The organism is Mogibacterium neglectum (assembly GCF_030644205.1).
GTDB classification, from domain to species: Bacteria; Bacillota; Clostridia; order Peptostreptococcales; family Anaerovoracaceae; genus Mogibacterium; species Mogibacterium neglectum.
In genome coordinates this window covers 598,491-618,478 of sequence record NZ_CP128647.1, presented here as the reverse complement: position 1 = coordinate 618,478, position 19,988 = coordinate 598,491, and the positions used below count along the sequence as shown (strand labels likewise).

The 19,988-nt window shown below is 40.1% G+C and carries 16 protein-coding genes, 1 tRNA gene and 1 riboswitch; of the genes, 6 read left to right on the top strand and 11 right to left on the bottom strand.

All coding sequences use genetic code 11. The annotated features are described in order from the left end of the window. Positions 1 to 33: 33 nt before the first annotated feature. Positions 34 to 1,185 carry a double-cubane-cluster-containing anaerobic reductase gene (locus QU661_RS02825; RefSeq protein WP_304990251.1) on the bottom strand — a complete coding sequence of 384 codons (1,152 nt, stop codon included), beginning with the start codon at positions 1,183 to 1,185 and terminating at the stop codon, positions 34 to 36. A 341-nt stretch (positions 1,186 to 1,526) separates the two neighbouring features. On the opposite strand from QU661_RS02825, the gene QU661_RS02820 reads away from it, so the two are divergent. Further along, positions 1,527 to 2,243 (top strand): TraX family protein, encoded by a 717-nt coding sequence (locus QU661_RS02820; protein ID WP_304990250.1) that lies wholly within the window; start codon positions 1,527 to 1,529, stop codon positions 2,241 to 2,243. A gap of 457 nt (positions 2,244 to 2,700) precedes the next feature. Here the strand turns inward: QU661_RS02820 and QU661_RS02815 are convergent, their stop codons facing one another. Beyond that, entirely contained in the window at positions 2,701 to 3,501 is an 801-nt protein-coding gene (locus QU661_RS02815) for a MerR family DNA-binding transcriptional regulator (RefSeq protein ID WP_304990249.1), read from the bottom strand. 218 nt (positions 3,502 to 3,719) lie between these two features. On the opposite strand from QU661_RS02815, the gene QU661_RS02810 reads away from it, so the two are divergent. Next, positions 3,720 to 4,022: a hypothetical protein gene (locus tag QU661_RS02810; protein ID WP_304990248.1), complete on the top strand. Its 303-nt coding sequence runs from the start codon at positions 3,720 to 3,722 to the stop codon at positions 4,020 to 4,022. Positions 4,023 to 4,525: 503 nt separating this feature from the next. On the opposite strand, the gene QU661_RS02805 is transcribed toward QU661_RS02810, so the two are convergent. The 3 genes from QU661_RS02805 to QU661_RS02795 form a co-directional block, all read right to left on the bottom strand. After that, positions 4,526 to 4,987, bottom strand: a complete 462-nt coding sequence (locus QU661_RS02805) for a DUF3267 domain-containing protein (RefSeq protein WP_304990247.1) — start codon at positions 4,985 to 4,987, stop codon at positions 4,526 to 4,528. A gap of 146 nt (positions 4,988 to 5,133) precedes the next feature. Continuing rightward, positions 5,134 to 5,493: a VOC family protein gene (locus tag QU661_RS02800; RefSeq protein WP_304990246.1), complete on the bottom strand. Its 360-nt coding sequence runs from the start codon at positions 5,491 to 5,493 to the stop codon at positions 5,134 to 5,136. 323 nt (positions 5,494 to 5,816) lie between these two features. Next, positions 5,817 to 5,904: transfer RNA gene (locus tag QU661_RS02795), tRNA-Ser, on the bottom strand. 124 nt (positions 5,905 to 6,028) lie between these two features. On the opposite strand from QU661_RS02795, the gene QU661_RS02790 reads away from it, so the two are divergent. Beyond that, entirely contained in the window at positions 6,029 to 7,312 is a 1,284-nt protein-coding gene (locus QU661_RS02790; RefSeq protein WP_304990245.1) for an L-cysteine desulfidase family protein, read from the top strand. 124 nt (positions 7,313 to 7,436) lie between these two features. On the opposite strand, the gene buk is transcribed toward QU661_RS02790, so the two are convergent. From buk to QU661_RS02775, 3 genes are all read right to left on the bottom strand, one after another. Beyond that, complete coding sequence (gene buk / locus QU661_RS02785; protein ID WP_304990244.1) at positions 7,437 to 8,495, bottom strand: butyrate kinase; 1,059 nt, start codon at positions 8,493 to 8,495, stop codon at positions 7,437 to 7,439. 78 nt (positions 8,496 to 8,573) lie between these two features. Then, positions 8,574 to 10,457: a translational GTPase TypA gene (gene typA / locus QU661_RS02780; protein ID WP_304990243.1), complete on the bottom strand. Its 1,884-nt coding sequence runs from the start codon at positions 10,455 to 10,457 to the stop codon at positions 8,574 to 8,576. A gap of 30 nt (positions 10,458 to 10,487) precedes the next feature. Further along, on the bottom strand, positions 10,488 to 12,350 hold the full coding sequence (locus QU661_RS02775) for a DUF2207 domain-containing protein (protein ID WP_304990242.1): 1,863 nt from the start codon (positions 12,348 to 12,350) through the stop codon (positions 10,488 to 10,490). Between the two features lie 146 nt (positions 12,351 to 12,496). Here QU661_RS02775 and QU661_RS02770 point away from each other — a divergent pair, with 146 nt between their 5' ends. Beyond that, positions 12,497 to 12,988 (top strand): deoxycytidylate deaminase, encoded by a 492-nt coding sequence (locus tag QU661_RS02770; RefSeq protein WP_273137124.1) that lies wholly within the window; start codon positions 12,497 to 12,499, stop codon positions 12,986 to 12,988. Positions 12,989 to 13,043: 55 nt separating this feature from the next. After that, on the top strand, positions 13,044 to 13,838 hold the full coding sequence (gene dapB, locus QU661_RS02765; RefSeq protein WP_304990241.1) for a 4-hydroxy-tetrahydrodipicolinate reductase: 795 nt from the start codon (positions 13,044 to 13,046) through the stop codon (positions 13,836 to 13,838). Between the two features lie 94 nt (positions 13,839 to 13,932). Here dapB and QU661_RS02760 read toward each other — a convergent pair whose 3' ends face one another. The 3 genes from QU661_RS02760 to metK all read right to left on the bottom strand — a co-directional run bounded on the left by QU661_RS02760 (position 13,933) and on the right by metK (position 18,191). Then, positions 13,933 to 15,534, bottom strand: a complete 1,602-nt coding sequence (locus QU661_RS02760; protein ID WP_304990240.1) for an NAD(P)/FAD-dependent oxidoreductase — start codon at positions 15,532 to 15,534, stop codon at positions 13,933 to 13,935. 37 nt (positions 15,535 to 15,571) lie between these two features. Then, positions 15,572 to 16,879, bottom strand: a complete 1,308-nt coding sequence (locus tag QU661_RS02755) for an aminoacetone oxidase family FAD-binding enzyme (protein WP_304990239.1) — start codon at positions 16,877 to 16,879, stop codon at positions 15,572 to 15,574. 121 nt (positions 16,880 to 17,000) lie between these two features. Further along, positions 17,001 to 18,191: a methionine adenosyltransferase gene (gene metK / locus QU661_RS02750; protein WP_334307220.1), complete on the bottom strand. Its 1,191-nt coding sequence runs from the start codon at positions 18,189 to 18,191 to the stop codon at positions 17,001 to 17,003. A gap of 97 nt (positions 18,192 to 18,288) precedes the next feature. After that, positions 18,289 to 18,390: riboswitch (SAM riboswitch) on the bottom strand. A 147-nt stretch (positions 18,391 to 18,537) separates the two neighbouring features. Here metK and QU661_RS02745 point away from each other — a divergent pair. Further along, entirely contained in the window at positions 18,538 to 19,815 is a 1,278-nt protein-coding gene (locus QU661_RS02745; RefSeq protein WP_304990238.1) for a hypothetical protein, read from the top strand. The last annotated feature ends 173 nt before the right edge of the window (positions 19,816 to 19,988 follow it).

The following is a 19,988-nucleotide window of genomic DNA, read 5'->3' as shown; positions in this document are numbered from 1 at the left end:
GCTAAATCAAGGTTCTTAGCCTTTTAGCTGTTATTACAGCATCTCCATAAAAGCAGTAATCCTTGTATTGAGCTGTCCAACATCTGCCTTAGAGTAATCCGTCTCCACGCTCAGATACGGAATGCCTTTCTCTTCTGTTACGAATTTTCCTATCGATTTAGATTCAATATTATATGTCAGACAGGCCGTAAGCGACATATCCACTACTCCATCTACATTATATTGATCGATTAGTCTCCCTAGCAGTTCATACCTATTCTCATTTGGAGTCATCACTGAACAGCCAATCTTAAGGTATCTATCTGCTATCGCTCCTATTATATCATCAGCTTCTGCATCCACAAGTCTATCAAAATTCTTATATCCAGAGCAGTTCTCGTAACATACAACAACGCCGCCATTGTTTTCTATGGCATTCACGACCTTCATGGTTCCACTCCCCATCGGACATCCTGTTATTAAAATTCTAGAACGCTTATCTAACATATTGCCATGATTGTATTCATCTTCTATTCGATTAGTCAGGGCATTAAGTGATCCGATAAGTTCTTCTTTATCGAATTTAAAGGTGCTACCATATACAGCATTGAATAGATTTTCTCCTGTAATAGGTGCCGGATCATGTATCATCACTTCAGAAATCATCCTCTGTGCATCCCTCTCCCTATTCTTGAGCCTTGCAGCATCTCGAAGCTTATCTTCTGTAATTTCAACACAAAATTTTTCTTCCAAATACTTGATAAACTTAACTACTTCTGCACGCCACAGCTTCCTACCTTCTTCGTCCTGACTATTAGGAAGATTCATTAGGTAGAGTTCCTTAAAATCAGACATGAGCTCATACATTTTCTTCTTGCCATCGCAAGTCGTTTCACCTACAACTACGTCGGAAAAGTGGAAGTAAGGACATTTATCAGATTTTGCAAACCCATAGCTAGCCTTAATCAGCGGACATAGGTTGGCAGGTAAATCTTTTTCGGCCTCAGGAATAGTTTCATCTGACATAGAACATAGCCCTATCGGCGCTGCGCCCGCCGCCATTGCAACCTCCTGCGGAAAATACGTACAGTATGCACCTACAACTGGTGTCCCTGACTCCTTAATCTCCTTAACACTTAAGAATGAGTTCCTCCTCTGTTCCGAGAACTCCTCAAATATCTCTGGCAAATCCTTTATAATCTCCATTTCTTACTTTCACCTGCTCCTTAATTATCCAAAGTCCATGTTACATGTGATAAATCATTTTTGCGAAGTCGAATACATCTCACAATATTACACCTGGTCACTTTAGTGGATTTTACACCTGGTCATGTATAAATTCAATCTCATTAGTGCGTATTTTTCAGCATTTAGAAGAGTATCAGTCTTTTTTATACTATCGGCAAATATTTTACATTTTTCTATAATTATTAGAAAAGGCTATTATTAAGCATTTATTAAATTGTACGCAATCTACTATCATATTTTGTATTTAAATGCTATATTACAGCTAATAAACATGATTATCGTAAAATAGGAGAATTAAGATGAACAGTACAAAATTAAGCAACCTCAGAGTCTTGTCTGGGGCAAAGCTCAAATATATAGCATTTCTCTCAATGCTGATAGATCATACAAATAAAGCACTTATATACCCAAATCTTACGGGAGGAAAACTGAATGTCTTAAGCGATATATTCGATATACTCGGCAGAATTGCCTTCCCTATATTTGCGTTCCTTCTTGTAGAAGGTTATTTCAAAACACGAAACAAATGGCGATACCTCGGAACACTTCTGTTGTTCGGGGTTATTTCAGAAGTTCCTTTCGATATGTTTACAAGTGCAGAATTATACGAAAAGAATTGGAGCAACGTGATGTTTACGCTTGCACTCATGCTCATAACAATCTGGCTTATCGATACTCTTAAGGAAAAAATGGGGTCTTTACACAAGATCTTTTGGTTCCTCGCATCTGTTCCAGTCCTACTAGTTGGCATTGCTCTATCCTTGTACTTCAGTGTTGATTATGACTACCATGGGATTCTTATCGCATACTTTTTCTATCTATTCCACGGCAGGGAACTTTTAGCAGTTCCATTCTGCTTTGTATCAATGATTAAAGAGCCGTGGGCGCTACTTGGATATGGATTTGTTTTAACTTATAACGGTGAGCGAGGAAAGCAGTATAAGCTATTGAATTATTTATTCTACCCTGTACACCTACTAATACTGGGAATCATTAGGATGAAGTTCGGAATCTAAATTATATCCTAGTGCCGAATTTGAACAATATAAAAATATATGGTGCATATTTCTCAGATTATAGCTACTTAATATAAGAAGACAAAATGCTAAAGGTCTGATTCGAAGAATCAGACCTTTTTGCATGTGCGAAATATGGAGTTAGGAATATTTCGACCTATGTTAGTATGTGGCCAACACCCATCGATATGGATATATGCTTTAAAGGCGACATTGGAGCTGCACTACACAACTGACTATCGCCATCATGCTATCTATCTTATGTAAAACCATTCTATGGTATGGAATTGTTCTATTGTCAAGTGATTATTTTCTTTTTTTACAAAATGCTTATGATTTATATTGTTTTTAGATTTGATGTATCATAAAAATATATAGACCTCATTTGAATACTTTTGCATATAAAAACCTTGGATTTACTCCAAGGTTCATTCATATCAATACTATATACTTTTCTCTAGCCGATCTTTATCTGAAGTTCCATTACCACATGGAGCTCTCCATCTTTTTTAACCCTGCTAGCTATGATACCCCTTACCGGATTAATCGCAACCATTTCGCCATAGTTCTCACTAGCATCCTTACGGAACATATCGATTACCGACATATCAAACTTTTTTACAGAACCAATATTTACAAGAGAACACAGATAAATTCCCTCTGGCTCATACTTGTATCCATGAGGCAAATCTATGGATAGTTCATCTGTGTATGATTCTGATATAACCGCATACCACGACTCCATATCATCGATTGAAGTAAAACCATAATCCACAAAAGGATTTACGTAATCTGAGAATAAAACCTCGCTGATAGGTACAGTAAGTTCTATAGATCCAAATTCGCCCTTCCTACTGTCAACAATATGGTATCTGTAGTGACCGGACACGCTCTTTATCCAAGAATTACCAATTTTCTGTTCTCTCAAATCATATCTGGATTTTAGTTCGTCTATGCGTTTGAGAAGCGCAGTGCCATAGCTTATCTCACTTTTGAGTTCATTATAATACCTATCCAGATAACGCGACTTATTGTGCTCATAATCACCCTGCCGCATCGCCTCGATTTCTCTAATGCTCAGATTAAGATTTTTGTGCTGAATTGTATCAAGTAGCTCAAAAACCGCCATATTATCATAGGTGCGATAATTGTTGTTTTCATTGCGCTCCGAGACTATCACACCCCGCTTCTCATAGTAGCGAATCATATCTCTTGATAAGTGCAAAAAATTAGCAACTTCTCCGATTGTGTACTTCATATCCCCACCCTATTAACCTTTGGCATGATTATATAGTATAGATGGGAGTTCAATGTGAATTGTTTTTATTATGTGCAAGGTAGTTTAAAAACTATTTAAATTTGCAGAGTATTTTTTAAACAAATAATTAAATTTTTTATTTTCATTAAAAAATATGCTTGTTTTTTAATGATATGTCATATATTTGTACTATATTTGAAATTAGAGAGGTGATTTTAATGAGAAGTAAGGGATACAAACACTTATCAAATATATACTATGATAATCAGGATGATTATATAAATTTATATGAAAGCAGAATTAACTCAGATGAATGCATTCACCTCGACTTTTTGATTAACGATTCACCTGCATTCTTTTTAGAAACACCTGAATTATTAAAAGCTGTAATCGAAATTGCACGAATTAATAAAGATATAAAACAAATCATGAACGAGCTGCCTCAAATACCGCTTACTCAGTATATAAATAAATGCCTAATAGATGAAATTGTATTAACAAATAGCATAGAGGGTATATAGTACACGCAGAGAAATAGGTGATTTGCTCGACAACCCTAAAGCAAAAAGCAAGAGATTTGTAGGATTAGTAAAAAAATATGTCGCGTTAACTGGGGAAAACCACATGCTATAAATCACTGTAAATCAGAGCCCTCATAAATTCTATAAGCTAGATTTAGATGTTGTAAAAAGATATGTTGAGAAATAATAATAGCAAAGTTATAGCATTGTATAAAAAGATAGTTTATAACAACCGATATAGTTATTGAAATTACAGCTCTTATAGTTGTTATTTCTCTTTTTGGTCTAATATGCAGCGGTGTAAACAAAACATGTATGAAAAAAACGTTTGAAACTTATGAGGTTCAATATGTAGCAAAATTTCTTCTTTCACAGAAATATCATTATAGAATGATATTAATTTGAGCATTTGTAATGTAATAGAACATGATGTGAATTGATTTTATTATCTACAAGCCAGGCTGTGTTGACCTATTTAAAATAATTTTTCAGGCAGATTAACCTTATGGTATTTTTTTAAACCAATACGTATGCATTCCCGAATTTATAACTAAGGCCCCATTAGGGACTTGCCTAATAGTCTTAAAGACATTTGAATAGTCCCCTACACCAAAAATAAATGGAAATATGCAATAAGATAAAAGTGCCCTTCCTATACCACCATAGTTTACAAAATACAATGCCCAGCTCAGATATGGTATGATGGCAAAAATAATAGTCGGTGCAAGAGACATTATTATAAACTGTTTCTTTTTAAGTGGTTTTGATGAATAACAAACAAGTACCCCATTAATTGGTGATAAATATATCTTCGCAAATGCATTTTTACCGTAAAAAAGCATCTTAAGAATAAATGTGTTTACATTGTTGCTTTCTTTAAACATAACTGCATTTTGTGGCAATTCAAAATCTTCCAGTTCATTTAAATCATTTATGAATCTGTGTTTCTTTAAAAAACTATACATAAAGATGCCCTAACATATAGGAAATGACAAAGTAAACAAGTAAGCTTATGATAAATATTCCTACTTTTTTCATCTCGTTCCTTTTATCTATATCAACGTTTTAAATAATACTTCTGAAAGCCTATTTATTTTTTGCTTATTTGCCACTATCTCTCTGGAATGATCTCAATCCAATATCCATCCGGATCTTCAATAAAATAGATTCCCATGCCCTCATTGACAAAGACAATACAGTCCAATTCTTCATGCAGCTTTACAGATGCTTCCATATCATCAGTTGTCATTGCAAGATGATACTCGAGTTCACCGAGGTTATACGGCTCCTTGCGATCATGTAGATATGTGAGTTCCAGCTGGAAATCAGTTTTTCCATCACCAAGATAAACTAATGTAAAGTCATCACCACGATTTTCTCTAACTGGCTTTAATCCAAGTGCCTTATCGTAAAACTCAAGGCTGCGATCTAAATCTAGAACGTTGAAGTTAAAATGGTTAAAAGTAAACATGTTTTTCTCCTTTAAATCGTAACAGAATATAAATTCAATAGTATTATCGATTTCCCAGAATATCTTTCAAACGAGGAATTCATTCAATACTACTTGAACTTGATTAGGTTAATTCTATTTCTATCATACTTAGATATAATTTTTCTGTATTATATCATACAACAATCAGATATGAGACTACTCTGTATTTGACCTGCTTTGCCTCTCACTTCGGTTCACTCGCGAGGCGGCTAGCTAGGTCATAATCGAACCTCACTGGAACCCGTGGCTTCTCGTCCCATCCTTGTTACATTAAAAAAGAGACGAGCTTCGCTCGTCTCTTTTGGCGGAGGACATGGGACTCGAACCCACGGGGCTGTTACGCCTTACCTGATTTCCAATCAGGCTCCTTAGCCACTCGGTCAATCCTCCACACGCGGCTAACGCACTCATATTCAAATCGTGCCTAAATAGGTTAACATAAACGAAATATAAACGCAAGCCGTTATTATTTTCACGCGTATGGTATTATGTAATATATAGAAAGGAGTATCAAATGCACGAACTTATCGAACTACTAAAAAAAGATATGAAGCCAGCATTAGGTGTTACAGAGCCTGGAGCTATCGCTTTTGCCGTTTCAACGGCCTGTTCGTACCTTGAAAGCGAAGCAGATAGCATTGATATTAGACTTAACAGCGGTATATATAAGAATGCTTTTACCTGTGGCATACCGAGCAGCCCTCACGTAGGTAACCTATATGCAGCAGCACTTGGTGCAATTGCTGCCGACCATTCCAAGGGGCTTGAGTGTCTTTCATCAGTTACTCCTGCTGATAACAAAGCAGCTGAAAGGATGATTGCCGAAGGTCGCATCAATGTTTTACTATCGGAAGTGAGCAGCCGCATACACATAGAGGCAACTGTTCGCTGCGGTGATGAATCTGCAGAGGTTATCATTTGGGATGCTCATACCAATATTACGTGCATAAAGCACAACGGTAGGATTATAAAAGGTAGCGACTCTCCTACTGATGAGCAATCTGAATCGACTGAGCCACCGATAATTCACAAGTATACCCTTCAAGATTTTGTGAACCTGGTTAACGAAGTCCCATACGAAGATATCGAGTTTATAAAAGATGCTTACAGGATAAATTTGGATCTTTACAAAGTATCTATGGATAGTGACCGCACGACTTTTGCGAAATCACTTTATGCTATTAACGGAAACAAAACTATCAGCAGTAACGCTGTCGATACCGCAAGCCTGTTATGCAATGCTGCAATTGAAGCTAGAGTACTTGGACTTGATGCTCCCGCGATGAGTATTACAGGTTCTGGGGCACACGGTATCATCGCCACACTTCCTCTATATGGGTACTGTAAAATCCACAATATTGACGACGAGAAGCTTATCCGAGCAACCGCACTTAGCTATCTGATCTGTACATATATCAAAGAATATTCTGGAAAGTTGTCTGCATTTTGCGGATGCGCTATCGCAGCAGGAAGCGGCATGGCTTCTGCACTTGTTTACCTTGATGGAGGTGACACTGAAGCGATATCCAGATGTCTCAACAACATGGCTAGCAGTATCACCGGTATGATTTGCGACGGTGGAAACCATGGATGTGTCATGAAGGGTGTCTCCGCTGTAGATACGGCTTTTCGTTCAAAAGACTTTGCAATGGCTGGTATTTGTATCGAGAATCTACATGGTATCAATGGTTCTACGCCTGAAGAAACCATGCGTAATATGGGATTAATCGCCTCGCCTGGCATGGTCAAAACCGAAGAGACCATCTTAGATATAATGAAATCAAAACTGCATTCATAAGTATAGTCAATGTTGTAATCATAAGTATAATCAGTATTGCAATTATGCTTATAATGACAAAGCGGACGGCAATGCCGTCCGCTTGTTTTATTTGATTTCACATGGAACTCGATTCAAAACCTTACTATTCGTAAATCTTGTACTCCTTTGTCTCAAGAGCTCTGAGAGCACCATCAGCGAGAGACTTCATCTCTTCCTCTCCTGGGAATCTTAGAACTGGAGCAACCTTACCTACGTAGGAAGTGATTTCCTCACAGAATCTATCACTATAAGCCATTCCACCTGTGTAAACGATTGCATCTACATCGAAGTGAAGAACAGCAGACATAGCGCCGATATCCTTAGCTAGCTGATAAGCAATAGCTCTGAATGCACCTAAGCACTCCTTATCTCCTTCGTCAAATGCCTTGTTCTCTACTGTACGGAAATCCTTAGTTCCTGTGTATGAGAATACACCAGCCTCATGACCGATGATCTTCTTTACTTCAGCCTTAGTCTTTCCTGAGAAGCATAGGTTAACGAGGGCATTTGCAGGAAGGGCACCACCTCTATCCATACCCATAGAACCATCGTCCTTTACATTGTATACATCTACAACTCTGCCCTTTTTGTGAGCTGCAACAGATACTCCACCTCCGAGGTGAACTACAACTAGGTTGAGGTCCTCATAAGCCTTTCCGATTTCCTTTGCTGCCTTTCTAGCAACTGACTTCTGGTTAAGCGCATGGAAAAAGCTCTGTCTCTCCATACCCTTTAGTCCAGAGTATCTAGCAACATCATCAAGCTCATCTACGCAAACAGGGTCAACGAAGAAAGCAGGAATTCCGACTTTATCTCCTAGCTCTTTTGCAAGATAAGCTCCCAGGTTTGCAGCATGCTCGCCATAAGGTGGGTTCTTAATATCTCTGATAACTGCATCATTTACGAGATAAGTTCCAGATGGGATATGCTTGAATAAACCTCCACGACCGCAAATTGCGTCAAAATCCTCTAGCTTGTAGCCTTCAGCCTCGAGTGTCTTCATTATTACGTCGCGACGGAATGGCATCTGATCTACGATGTTTGCATACTTGTCCATCTCAGCTGCATCGTGGTCAATACCTACGCGCATAAGCTCCTGATCATTCTCGTATACAGCAATCTTTGTGGATGTTGCTCCAGGGTTGATTACAAGAATCTTCATGTTACCAATTTCTCCTTTCGTTACCTCAATATTTTAATCATGTCCTTAGTATAAATACATTCGAACGTGATAACATGACTATTTATTTCTATTACCAGCTTTGCGTCTCTCAATCTCTTTGAGAAGCTTCTTTCGAAGTCTGATATCCTCTGGCGTTGCTTCTACGAGTTCATCTCCATTGATAAATTCAAGTGCCTCCTCCAGAGTAAATGTCCGCGGTGGTGTTAGCTTAATCGTATCGTCGCTACCAGCCGCACGCATATTAGATACTCTTTTTGCCTTGCATGGATTTACTACCATATCATCGCCTCTAGAGTTCATGCCTACTATCATACCTTCATAGACGTGAGTCCCAGGTTCAACGAACATCTGTACTCGCTCCTGAATATTAAATATTGCATATGGCGTACAGTTGCCTTCTTCCTGTGCTACAGCAACGCCGTTAGTGCGCTCTGGGATTTCACCTTTCCAAGATTCAAATCCTTCGAATCTTCTAACCATGGTACCTTCCCCATGAGTGTCATTTATAAACTCACTTCTATATCCCATGAGTCCACGGGTTGGAACTGAGTACTCAATCTTCGAATATCCATTTCCTTCGCTCATCATCTGCTTCATCATACCCTTACGCATATTGAGCTTAGATATGACCGAACCAGAATATTCATCTGGAACACTAACAACAACCTCTTCAACTGGTTCTAGCAGACCTCCACTGTCACCGCGCTTAGTTACAACCTCAGGCTTTGATACAGCGAGTTCGTATCCTTCACGGCGCATATTTTCAATCAGAATCGACAGATGAAGCTCGCCTCTTCCAGATACCTTGAACGCATCGGTTGAATCTGTAGGCTCTACCACTAGACCGACATTGACTTCAAGCTCTTTCTCCAGTCGTTCTTTGATATGTCTGCTTGTCACGTACTTGCCAACTTTACCAGCGAACGGAGAAGAGTTAACCATGAAATTCATCGACAAAGTTGGCTCTTCGATACTGATATTACCAAGAGATTCAGGGTGAGCAGGATCACAGATTGTCTCTCCTATCGAGATATCGGAAATACCAGATACAACAACGATATCCCCGCACTCAGCTTCGTCAACTGACATTCTCTGAAGACCTCTATATACAAACACCTGATTTATCTTGGCATTGTACGACTCTTCCTCATCCTTCATGACAACTACTTGCTGTGCTGCTTTGAGTGTACCTCTTGTAATTCTACCGATTCCTAATCTACCGATATAGTCATCGTATGCAAGTGAAGAAATCTGCAGCTGAAGTGGCTCGTCTCTTAGATCAGGATATGGGTCGCAGTGTTCAACAATCTTATCAAGCAGAGGCTCTATATTGAACTCACCAAAGCCCTTAGGACTTTTCTTAATCTTAGTTGTACCGTCATCCACCATGATATCAGCAACTTCACTAGGGTCACTGACTGCTATTCCCTGCCTAGCAATTCCATACATGATTGGGAAATCTAGCTGTTCATCGTTAGCCTCAAGATCCATAAACAGTTCATAAACTTCATCTACAACCTCATCTATTCTAGCATCTTTCTTATCGATCTTGTTGATAAATAATATTGGATTTAAGCCCTGCTCAAGCGATTTATTAAGCACGAATCTAGTCTGAGGCATAGGACCTTCACTAGAATCAACTAGTAGGATTACTGTATCAACAGTCTTCATGATACGTTCAACCTCAGAGCTGAAGTCTGCATGGCCTGGTGTGTCCACAATGTTAATCTTGTAGTCCTTATACATGATTGAGCAGTTTTTGGAATATATAGTAATTCCACGCTCGCGTTCAATTGCATCACTATCCATTACACACTCTACAACCTCTTCATTGTCTCTGAACACGTGAGATTGAGCTAGAAGCGCATCAACAAGTGTTGATTTTCCTGCGTCAACGTGTGCAATTACTGCAATATTAATTATCTTATTCTTTTCTCCCATCGTTATCCCTTCTAAATGGCTATACAATATTTATCTACCGGAACCGAAGAAAAATCTCCTTCTACGGTTAATCACGTAATAAACGCTCTCTATTGTTCTTTCAAATTGATAAAGTTCTCTAGTCAAAGTCTCGACATCACCATTTGAAACGCTAGCCGTCGATGTGCGTCCTTCGGCAACAATTTCAAACCAATCTGGTGCTGAAACTTTGAACCCTCTGAATTTCTGTGCCCATATCTCATACTGTGAGAACTGCATAGCGTATGGCAGCATCTCATAGAAATATTCGGAGTTTGATCTCTGCATTATAGCTATATCCCTAGGCTGTGCCGCTTCAATGAAGTTGCGCATACCCATCATCCTGTTTGAAAGGCGAGCGTTTTCTCTAGCCCTCGCCGTCATCAGGCATGTCATTACACCTCCAAATATACCAGTTACTAGTATCAGAAGAGGAATCATTATTGATTTGTTGCACTTATGCACTAGGTATCCTACGTACACGAGTTCGGCTGCGTAAAGCGCCGAGTACATGGATATTGACATCTTGAAATGATTCCAATCCATATCAAACCGCAGATCAAATCTCCTCGTGATAATATTCAAAATTAACACAGAAAATACGAATAACCCAGTAGGAAGGCCATATTTAATCTCTTCCTCATACATATACATCGACACAAGTACAGGAATCGTAGCAATAGCAAGAGATATGGCTATAATACTTACATATCTAAACAGCTTCGATATTGTAGTGCTCGCCCTCATCTCTCGAGAGCTATAGCCGCTAGCAACACTGCTTTCAACATCGAGAAGTATCCTTTTTAGCTTAACGCCTATGCCCTCCATCTCGACAGCTCTTCCCTCATAAACATCTTCGAAAAGTTCTCCATAGATTGCACGAATATATCTATCTTCATCAATAGAGGGTGATTTGAGCTTCACCAGCTTGTACTTCTTAGGAGCATACTCAACTATCTTGAGGCAGCCCGCTATACCTAGCCTGACAATGAGCGGAACGATATCTCGTATTGACAGTTTGCCGTTAAATACATATGCCACGTCAGCAGTCGATATGCCATCAATTGGATTAGAGATAACCTTTTTCTTAAACTTAGGATCTCTTCCACCTGCTAGCCATAGAATCAATGACAAGGTTGCTGCTGCTATAAATAGCACACCACCTAGTCCAATAGTCCACTCGTTATTGAGAGAATCCTTCCAGTATCCGTCTGGAAGCTCTGCCTTAAAAGTAATGCCAAAATCCGACGGAATAAGTGAACCATTCATAGTAATGGTATTTCCATCTATAGAGTAGGACATCTTGTTTGATACATCCTGTGAACCGAACTGCCCTGCGTAGTACTGAAGGTCATCCCAAGGAAAGTCTTTAGGCAGCACTAGTGTGAACTTGTAGCTCTGAATCGGCACCTCCCAATCAGGTGATAATGCAGTTAAATAAAATAAATCATAATTTTTATTCTTTTCAGCAAACTCTTTTACGACATAAGTAATCTTAAAGGTGTGACTTCCTTTCTTAAGCCGCTTCTTATCTTTGATTACGATGTTGTACTTTGAACCATTTTTTGCCAAAGAAAAATCAGTACTCTTGACCTCTACATCACTAATGATATAGTTCCCTGCTGGTACATCGAAAGATATTTCCGAAAGATTGTTCGGAAGATTAACGGTTATCTGCTTAGTGACTTCATAGGTGTGATTCTTTTTTACAACTGCCTTAAAATCATAGTTGTTAATCTCATAGCTATTGTCCTTAGTTGCACCGAAAGAGTCAGCCAAAACTAGACCATGAATCACACTCATGATTGCTAAAATTAGTAATATTTTAAGTAAGTATTTATATATATTTGACAACACTTTGCCATTGCTCGTCATTATACGTCTCCTTCTAGGCAATACTTCTTGATATTATACCGCATAAAATGGTTAAGCACAATGATTCAAAGGGGCATAGAATAGTTGATACGCTTTGAACCTTAGTATAAAATACAGGATAGATACTATATTAACGAGGGTGTAATATGAAGAGACAAGATTATATATCATGGGATGAATATTTTATGGGAGTTTCCCTGCTTGCAGCTAAGCGAAGCAAGGATCCAAACACGCAGGTTGGAGCTTGCATTGTCGATAGCAACAATGTGATTCTATCCACTGGTTACAACGGATTCCCTGTTGGTTGCTCGGATGATGATCTACCGTGGGACAGAACTGGCGAGGATACCAAGTATCCTTACGTTGTTCATGCTGAACTCAATGCAATTCTAAATTCAGGAGGTAAATCTCTGAGAGGAGCTACGATCTACGTTGGACTTTTCCCATGTAACGAATGCGCTAAGGCGATTATTCAGTCCGGCATCAAGGAGGTCGTATATTTAAACGACAAATATGCTAACGAGAAATCCACCTTAGCATCTAAGAGACTCCTCGGCATGGCTGGGGTTAAGCTTCGCAGGCTTACTCCTAGGGAAAAGAATCTCGTACTAAGCTTCGAAAATGAGCTTGATAGATAGCTCATAATTTTATAGTTATTATTAAGAAATTATTTTATTAATTGGAGGTACTGTTATGAATCTTCTAGTTGTTGGTCCTCGCGGCAAAATGGGTCGCCTAATCACAGCAATTGCTGCAGACCGCGAAGAGATTACTATCATCGGTGGTGTCGCTCCTGCTGACAGAGATTACATAGGCAAGGATATTGGAGAAGTCGCTATGATCGGCAGAGCGCTGGGCGCCCCTGTTGTTTCGGACATCGAAGAGCTAATTGATGACTGTGATGTGATCATCGATTTCGCCACTGTTGAGCAGGCTATGATTACACTGGAAGCTGCGAAAAAGCACAAGAAAGCACTAATCTGCGGAACCACTGGATTCAGCCAAGAACAGAGAGAAGCATTTGAAGAAGCAGGCAAAATAATCCCTGTAATGCTTGCGGCTAATACATCTAGACTTGTAAATGTTATGTATAAACTAATCGAAGATGCTACAGAATTAGCTGGTGATGTGGACGTTGAGATACTCGACATGCACGATGGTACTAAGCTCGACTCACCTAGTGGTACTGCTAAGGAAATCGGAGAACTTGTAGCTAAAACTAGAGGCGAATCGCTCCATGATGTAGATAGATATGGTAGACAAGGAAGATGCCCTCGCGAGCATGGCGAGATTGCTTTTCATTCCATCCGAGGCGGAGATATATCAAGTAGTCATACGACATATTTTGTAGGTCTTGGTGAGAGACTTGAGATTACTCATCACTCTCAGAGCTTTAAGTGCTTTGCTGCCGGTGCAGTCGACTGTGCCGTTTACCTCAGCAAGCAGCCCGTTGGTTCATATACGGTTCAGGATTGCTTTGGGCTGTAGAACATATGTAACAGATATAATATTAAACTAATAACCATGCAGAAAAACAAGGTATCAGCTACCCCGTCTCTGTATGGTTATTAATATATTTAGGCTATCTGCTAAACCGCTCTATCACCTTATCCGCCTGCTTTATGCCATCGCATGCTGCCGAAGTGATTCCACCTGCATATCCGCAGCCCTCACCTGCAGGATAGATGCCGGAGATTGTTGTGCTTTCGCCCGTCTCTCTATCTCTAATAACTCTTAGAGGTGCCGAGCTTCTAGTTTCAACAGCTTTGATTACTGCATCTGGGCTATCATATCCGTGAATCTTCTTGGCGAAATTCGGAACCGCCTCTCTTATCGCTTCATATGCAAAGTCCGGAAGAGATGCTATGACCGTATCTGCTTTTCCAGATAGGAACTCACCCATAGTACATGTTGGAGGTTTGTAGTTTCCACCACCGTTTACAAAAGCGAGCTTTTCGTACTTCTGCTGGAATCTAATGCCAGCTAGAACATCATCAGATTCAAAATCACTCACTCTCACATCGCAGAGAATGCCGCTGTTAGCAGTCCCGCTATCTCTCCGTCTGTTGCTCATGCCATTAACGCAAACTTCACCATTATGCGTCGAGCAAGTTACAACCTCACCTCCAGGGCACATGCAAAAAGAATATACACCTCTACCATTGCTCGCTTTGTACGAAACCTTGTATTCCGCTGGCGGAAGCCTATCCTCTGATCCGTACTGTGCTCTATCTATTAGCTCCTGTGGATGCTCCATTCTAACTCCTATAGAAAGTGGTTTCTGTTCCATCTCAAGATTCGCTTCTTTGATAAGTTCATACGTATCTCGCGCACTGTGACCAGTTGCCAAGATCATTGCATTAGTCGCAAGTACTTCCGTTCCTCCGTCTAGAGAAGTGATGGTAACAGACTCGAGTTCACCATTTGAAATCGATATATCGCTGAGTCTTGCTCCAAACCTAACTTCGCCACCGAGGTCAATTATCTGTTCTCTAAGCCTTATTATCACTGCTCTCAACACGTCTGTGCCTATATGAGGTCTATTTTTGTATATAATTTCTTCTCCTGCCCCTGCATCGGCAAAGGTTTCCATTACGAACTTAATATTAGGATCCTTGATGCCGCTGGTCAGCTTTCCATCGGAAAATGTACCAGCTCCACCTTCTCCAAAGAGAATGTTGGATTCTTCATTAAGAATGCCATTATTTCTAAAAGACTCTACATCTTTAACACGTTCAGACATCCCTTTTCCACGCTCTATGACAATCGGTCTATATCCATTCTTTGCAAGCTCTAGGGCAGCAAATATACCACACGGCCCGAATCCTACGATAACTGGACGACCTATAAGCTTCTCACTTCCAGGCATCGGTTCCAATTTTTCAATTGGCTTATGTACGTTACACTTATGCTTTTTTGCAATTCTAGGCGACACCTCTACTCTTGTCGTAAAATCCACGGTATACACCATGAAAATTTTTGTCTTATCCCTGGCATCTACCGACTCACGAGCAACCTGCCAAGTCATGATATCCGAAGCTTTTATTGATAGCTGTTTAGATATTTTTGCCGGTAAATCGGTCATTTCACATCCCACAGGAAGCTTCACTTCGCTAATACAGTATGAATATTTACCAGGTGTATCTCCGTCGCGCCACACTCTATCTACAATTTTCGCTTCCATACTTTATCCTTCTTTACAACCCTATTCATATCTAAAGTTAAATACGATCTGCTGCTGTAGCACCTGCACGCTTTCCAGATAGAAAAGCATGATTTAGGTTATATCCTCCGCAAAAGCCGTCGTAATCTAGAACTTCACCAACAATATATAGATTCTTTACTAGATTTGATTCAAACGATGATTGATCAACTTCAGATTCTACAACTCCACCTGAAGTGCACTGTGCTTCTTTCCACCCCTTCTGGCCTGTCGGCTGGAACTTAAGAGCGCTCGCACTTGCTACTAGCTTATCTATAGCTTCCTCTGTTGTTAACACCATGGAGCTTTTTTCAGGTTTAAAGCCTGCCTGCCTAATTATTTCAAGTGCTACACCTTCCTTGTAGACAGTTTTAAACACATCCACAAGCTTCTCGCTTTCTAAAAATTCATTATGTGTATTAGAAACTCTCTCGGCCGTACGCTTTAAAACCTCTCCTAACTCTACATCTCTACATAAATCGAGTTCGATTTCGAAGTTAGAAAAAGTATCACCTGGTTCAAACTTCATCATCTTAGATAGATTAAATACGCATATGCCTGAGAGTCCAAACTTAGTGAATTGAACTTCTCCACATTCTCTATGTATTTCTTCGCCATTCTTAAAGAGCTTCGCTTCCGCACGAACTCTTGTACCTGATAGCTTTGATAAATCTGCCCGACTACACTCTATCGGAGCAAGCGAAGGCACGAGTCTAGTTACTGTGTGGCCAAGCTTCCTAAGCCATCTGTATCCGTCTCCAGTTGAACCGTATACAGGTGCGGACTTGCCACCTACCGCTATTACAAGGGCTGACGAATATACGGTGCACTTAAGGGCATTAGCCGATCTACCTTGGCTACTTGCTTCCCCCATGGAAACCGACGTTACGAATTCAGTCTTGTCAGAAGCATACGATACTTCCAGTGCAGTAACCCCGGTAAATACCTTTACACCGAGCTGATTTAGCCTTAACTCAAGCAGTTCTGAAACATCAGCAGCAGACTCGGACACAGGGTAGAGAAAACCATTTTCATTACTCTTAGTCACTATACCTAGGGAGCTCAAAAAACTAATAACTTCACTATAACCTTCCGCATTAACATTAGTTATATTGCATCTTCCATTACCAGTCACACGAAGCTTACGGCCCATGATTTCATTTTTTTCAATCAAAACCACATCAAGCTTAGAATTGCTTCGCTTGGCACTTATAGCTGCTGCCATACCTGCTGGACCGCCGCCGATTATTAAAATGGCACTTCTTAGAGTTTTGGGAATCTGAGGGCTATGGAATGTACCCTTTTCCCTCATGTGCTTTTGCGACATAAATACACCTTCTTGCATATAAAATCATATAATTATATCATAATGGGCTAATACAAACATGCCTAGATGATTGTATTAGCCCATAAGTCTTATGATTATTTAATTTATAAATAGCCGTATATTATGCGAACCTCTCCGCAGCAGCCTTTAGCTGTTCAGCCTTATCTGTATCTTCCCATCTAACGCCGAGCGCATCTCTGCCGAAGTGTCCATAGGCAGCAAGTGCTCTATAGATTGGCTTCAGAAGGTCAAGCTGCTTGATGATAGCAGCAGGTCTCATATCGAAGTTCTTTCTCACTAGCTTGGCGATATCTTCATCTTTGAGGCTTGCAGTCCCATAAGTGTTTACATATACGGAAACCGGCTCTGCGACGCCGATAGCATAAGCTAGTTCAATCTCGCACTTACGAGCAAGTCCAGCAGCGACGATGTTTTTTGCAATATATCTAGCCATATATGCACCACTTCTATCAACTTTCGTTGGATCTTTACCAGAGAATGCACCACCCCCATGGCTAGCATATCCACCGTAAGTATCAACGATGATCTTACGTCCTGTCAGACCAGAGTCTCCCTTTGGACCACCGATTACGAATCTGCCAGTAGGGTTAACGAACAGCTTGGTTTCATCGTCGATTAGCTCGGCAGGGATAATAGGTTTAATTACATGCTCAATCATATCGCGTCTAATCTGCTCGAGAGTTGCATCTGGATTGTGCTGAGTTGAGATTACTACAGTATCAACTCTTACAACCTTGTCATCATCGTATTCAACTGTCACCTGCGTCTTACCATCAGGTCTTAAGTAGCTCACTGTACCATCTTTTCTAACTTCAGCAAGCCTTCTTGCTAGTTTGTGTGCGAGAGAAATAGGCATTGGCATGAGTTCTTCCGTCTCATCACAAGCGAATCCGAACATCATACCTTGATCTCCTGCACCGGTCATGGAATCATCGTCAGCTTCCTTTCCTTCCTTAACTTCAAAGGATTCATTTACACCCATGGCGATATCAGGTGACTGTTCCTCGATGCTGACGAGAACTGCGCAAGTATTACCGTCAAAGCAAACTTCACTGCAATCATATCCTATGCTTTTAACAACACCTCTAACAATTCCCTCGATATCTACAGTGCAAGTAGTCGAAATCTCACCAAATACGATTACAAATCCTGTCTTGGTTGCTGTCTCGCATGCTACATGAGCATGGGGATCTTCGGCAAGTATGGCGTCAAGAATCGCATCAGATATTTGATCGCAAACTTTATCAGGATGACCTTCTGTAACCGATTCTGATGTAAATAGTTTCTTCATTAAAACCTCCATTGAGCATAACTGCCCTTCTTTAAATAAAAAACTCTTCAGCATGAGCCACATGCATGAAGAGACAAATTTCATCTATGAATATGTCTCCTCATCTTTCAGGCTTTGCCTGTGGGACTTGGCACAACCGCAAAATGCGATGCTGCCGCGAGTTCATCGGGCCCATTCCCTCACTCGCTCTTAATAAGGATTGTAAAAGTATTATATATGTAAATCTGTTAGTGTCAAGTTGCATATGTTACATATCATGGTTTTTTGAGAAAAATGCTATCTATAGCGAGATTGATACTCAGTTTTGGTATAATTATGGTGTTATGGATTGACAAGGAGAATTAATATGCCCAAGCTAAGAGTTGTAGAAGGTAAACTTTCCAATAAATATAATCATTTTAATGACTATCGTTTTGACTCATGTATAGCTACAGACACTCGTCTTATGGGTGTCGTAGCAATGAAAGTCTCATGGACCGCAAAGGACGGAAGTAGAGATAAGCTTTTCCAGCTTATTCATCTCGATTTTTCAGAATACGGCGTAGATGATTACCATGAGATATTCTCTAACGCTGACAACCCTGAAGGTGGCCGTGAGGTTATGTCTGAATGGAAGCGTATATCGGGTGGCCTTGGAGGCACCGAAGTTAAGATCCCATTCTTTACACTTGTACAGCTAATTGATGAGGTTGTAGCGACGAACGAAAAATATTATGGAGGTCACGAACCGTTTATTCAGGCCTTTCGCAAAGAAACATTGACGAGGCTTAAACTTATGAAGGAGGCCTCTATTAATCTACTTTATGAGGGCAATAGCTTTGAAGAAAAGAGTAAGGAAGGACAGCAGTTAGTCTGCAAATCCCCTCTCACCTCATTTGAACTTATCAACTACTTTCTCATGAGGATGCTAGATAAAGATTTTCATGGTGCTTCATTCCTCGGGGATGTGACCACCAGCGAAATGCAGCAAAGCAGGTTTAATGAAATTGGTCTAGCTGAGCTGGTCAGGAATAAAATATCAAAAGAAACCACTGCCGATACTCCTAGCGGTGAAGATGCAGTGTACAAGTGTAGGTTCACAGCGCTTTCCGATTCATATATCTACGGTGAAGTGCTCATCAAACTTTCACCGCGCAGCATCATGCGAACACGCCGCGTCCTAGAATTCGAAGTGACGACTCTAATGCGCATCTCCAGTTACGAGGCAGCGCTCCAGCTCCAGCAGGCCGAATATGTAACACTGTACGAATTAAAAGTGCCTGCAGAAGCATTCGATCTCGACGATTCCGTCTTTGGGGCAGACACCACCATGTCGCCAGCCCCGAACGGAATCACATATATCCTGTACAATAAGGATAATTACCATGTGGATTCATCAAACTATTTTATGAACCATGATATGTATGGAGCTTATCTATTGACACCTAATAACGAGCTCGTGGTCATGAGTCATGATATCATCAAGATAACCAGTATGGAGGCAGATATAAGCAGAAGCTTGAATGCTAGCAAACTTGAATTAAAGGGCAGATACAAGCTAGAGACACAGGTCTTCAAGAGCTTTTGTGAGGCGCCTGGAGCAAAATTTAGTGAGATGATTTATAACCCTGAAAATAACGAATGATTTTATCCGTCAAGGGTTGTTCTTTTTTGACTATCAAATTTGGTGCTAGTTATCCACATCGCTATAATCCCAATAAAATGCACACATCACGAATTATCCACACAAAAGTCAAAAACTGTATACAATCTTTTCAACATGATAAAGTGGATAAGTTGATAAGATAAAATGCACAT

What these genes read in the sequence shown, in the direction of transcription:
- buk (WP_304990244.1), bottom strand. Translation starts at nt 8,495, where the DNA reads ATGAAGATTCTTGTAATCAACCCTGGAGCAACATCCACAAAGATTGCT.
- metK (WP_334307220.1), bottom strand. Translation starts at nt 18,191, where the DNA reads ATGAAGAAACTATTTACATCAGAATCGGTTACAGAAGGTCATCCTGAT.
- QU661_RS02790 (WP_304990245.1), top strand. Translation starts at nt 6,029, where the DNA reads ATGCACGAACTTATCGAACTACTAAAAAAAGATATGAAGCCAGCATTA.
- QU661_RS02815 (WP_304990249.1), bottom strand. Translation starts at nt 3,501, where the DNA reads ATGAAGTACACAATCGGAGAAGTTGCTAATTTTTTGCACTTATCAAGA.
- QU661_RS02770 (WP_273137124.1), top strand. Translation starts at nt 12,497, where the DNA reads ATGAAGAGACAAGATTATATATCATGGGATGAATATTTTATGGGAGTT.
- typA (WP_304990243.1), bottom strand. Translation starts at nt 10,457, where the DNA reads ATGGGAGAAAAGAATAAGATAATTAATATTGCAGTAATTGCACACGTT.
- QU661_RS02805 (WP_304990247.1), bottom strand. Translation starts at nt 4,987, where the DNA reads ATGTATAGTTTTTTAAAGAAACACAGATTCATAAATGATTTAAATGAA.
- QU661_RS02810 (WP_304990248.1), top strand. Translation starts at nt 3,720, where the DNA reads ATGAGAAGTAAGGGATACAAACACTTATCAAATATATACTATGATAAT.
- QU661_RS02775 (WP_304990242.1), bottom strand. Translation starts at nt 12,350, where the DNA reads ATGACGAGCAATGGCAAAGTGTTGTCAAATATATATAAATACTTACTT.
- QU661_RS02825 (WP_304990251.1), bottom strand. Translation starts at nt 1,185, where the DNA reads ATGGAGATTATAAAGGATTTGCCAGAGATATTTGAGGAGTTCTCGGAA.
- QU661_RS02800 (WP_304990246.1), bottom strand. Translation starts at nt 5,493, where the DNA reads ATGTTTACTTTTAACCATTTTAACTTCAACGTTCTAGATTTAGATCGC.
- dapB (WP_304990241.1), top strand. Translation starts at nt 13,044, where the DNA reads ATGAATCTTCTAGTTGTTGGTCCTCGCGGCAAAATGGGTCGCCTAATC.
- QU661_RS02760 (WP_304990240.1), bottom strand. Translation starts at nt 15,534, where the DNA reads ATGGAAGCGAAAATTGTAGATAGAGTGTGGCGCGACGGAGATACACCT.
- QU661_RS02820 (WP_304990250.1), top strand. Translation starts at nt 1,527, where the DNA reads ATGAACAGTACAAAATTAAGCAACCTCAGAGTCTTGTCTGGGGCAAAG.
- QU661_RS02755 (WP_304990239.1), bottom strand. Translation starts at nt 16,879, where the DNA reads ATGTCGCAAAAGCACATGAGGGAAAAGGGTACATTCCATAGCCCTCAG.
- QU661_RS02745 (WP_304990238.1), top strand. Translation starts at nt 18,538, where the DNA reads ATGCCCAAGCTAAGAGTTGTAGAAGGTAAACTTTCCAATAAATATAAT.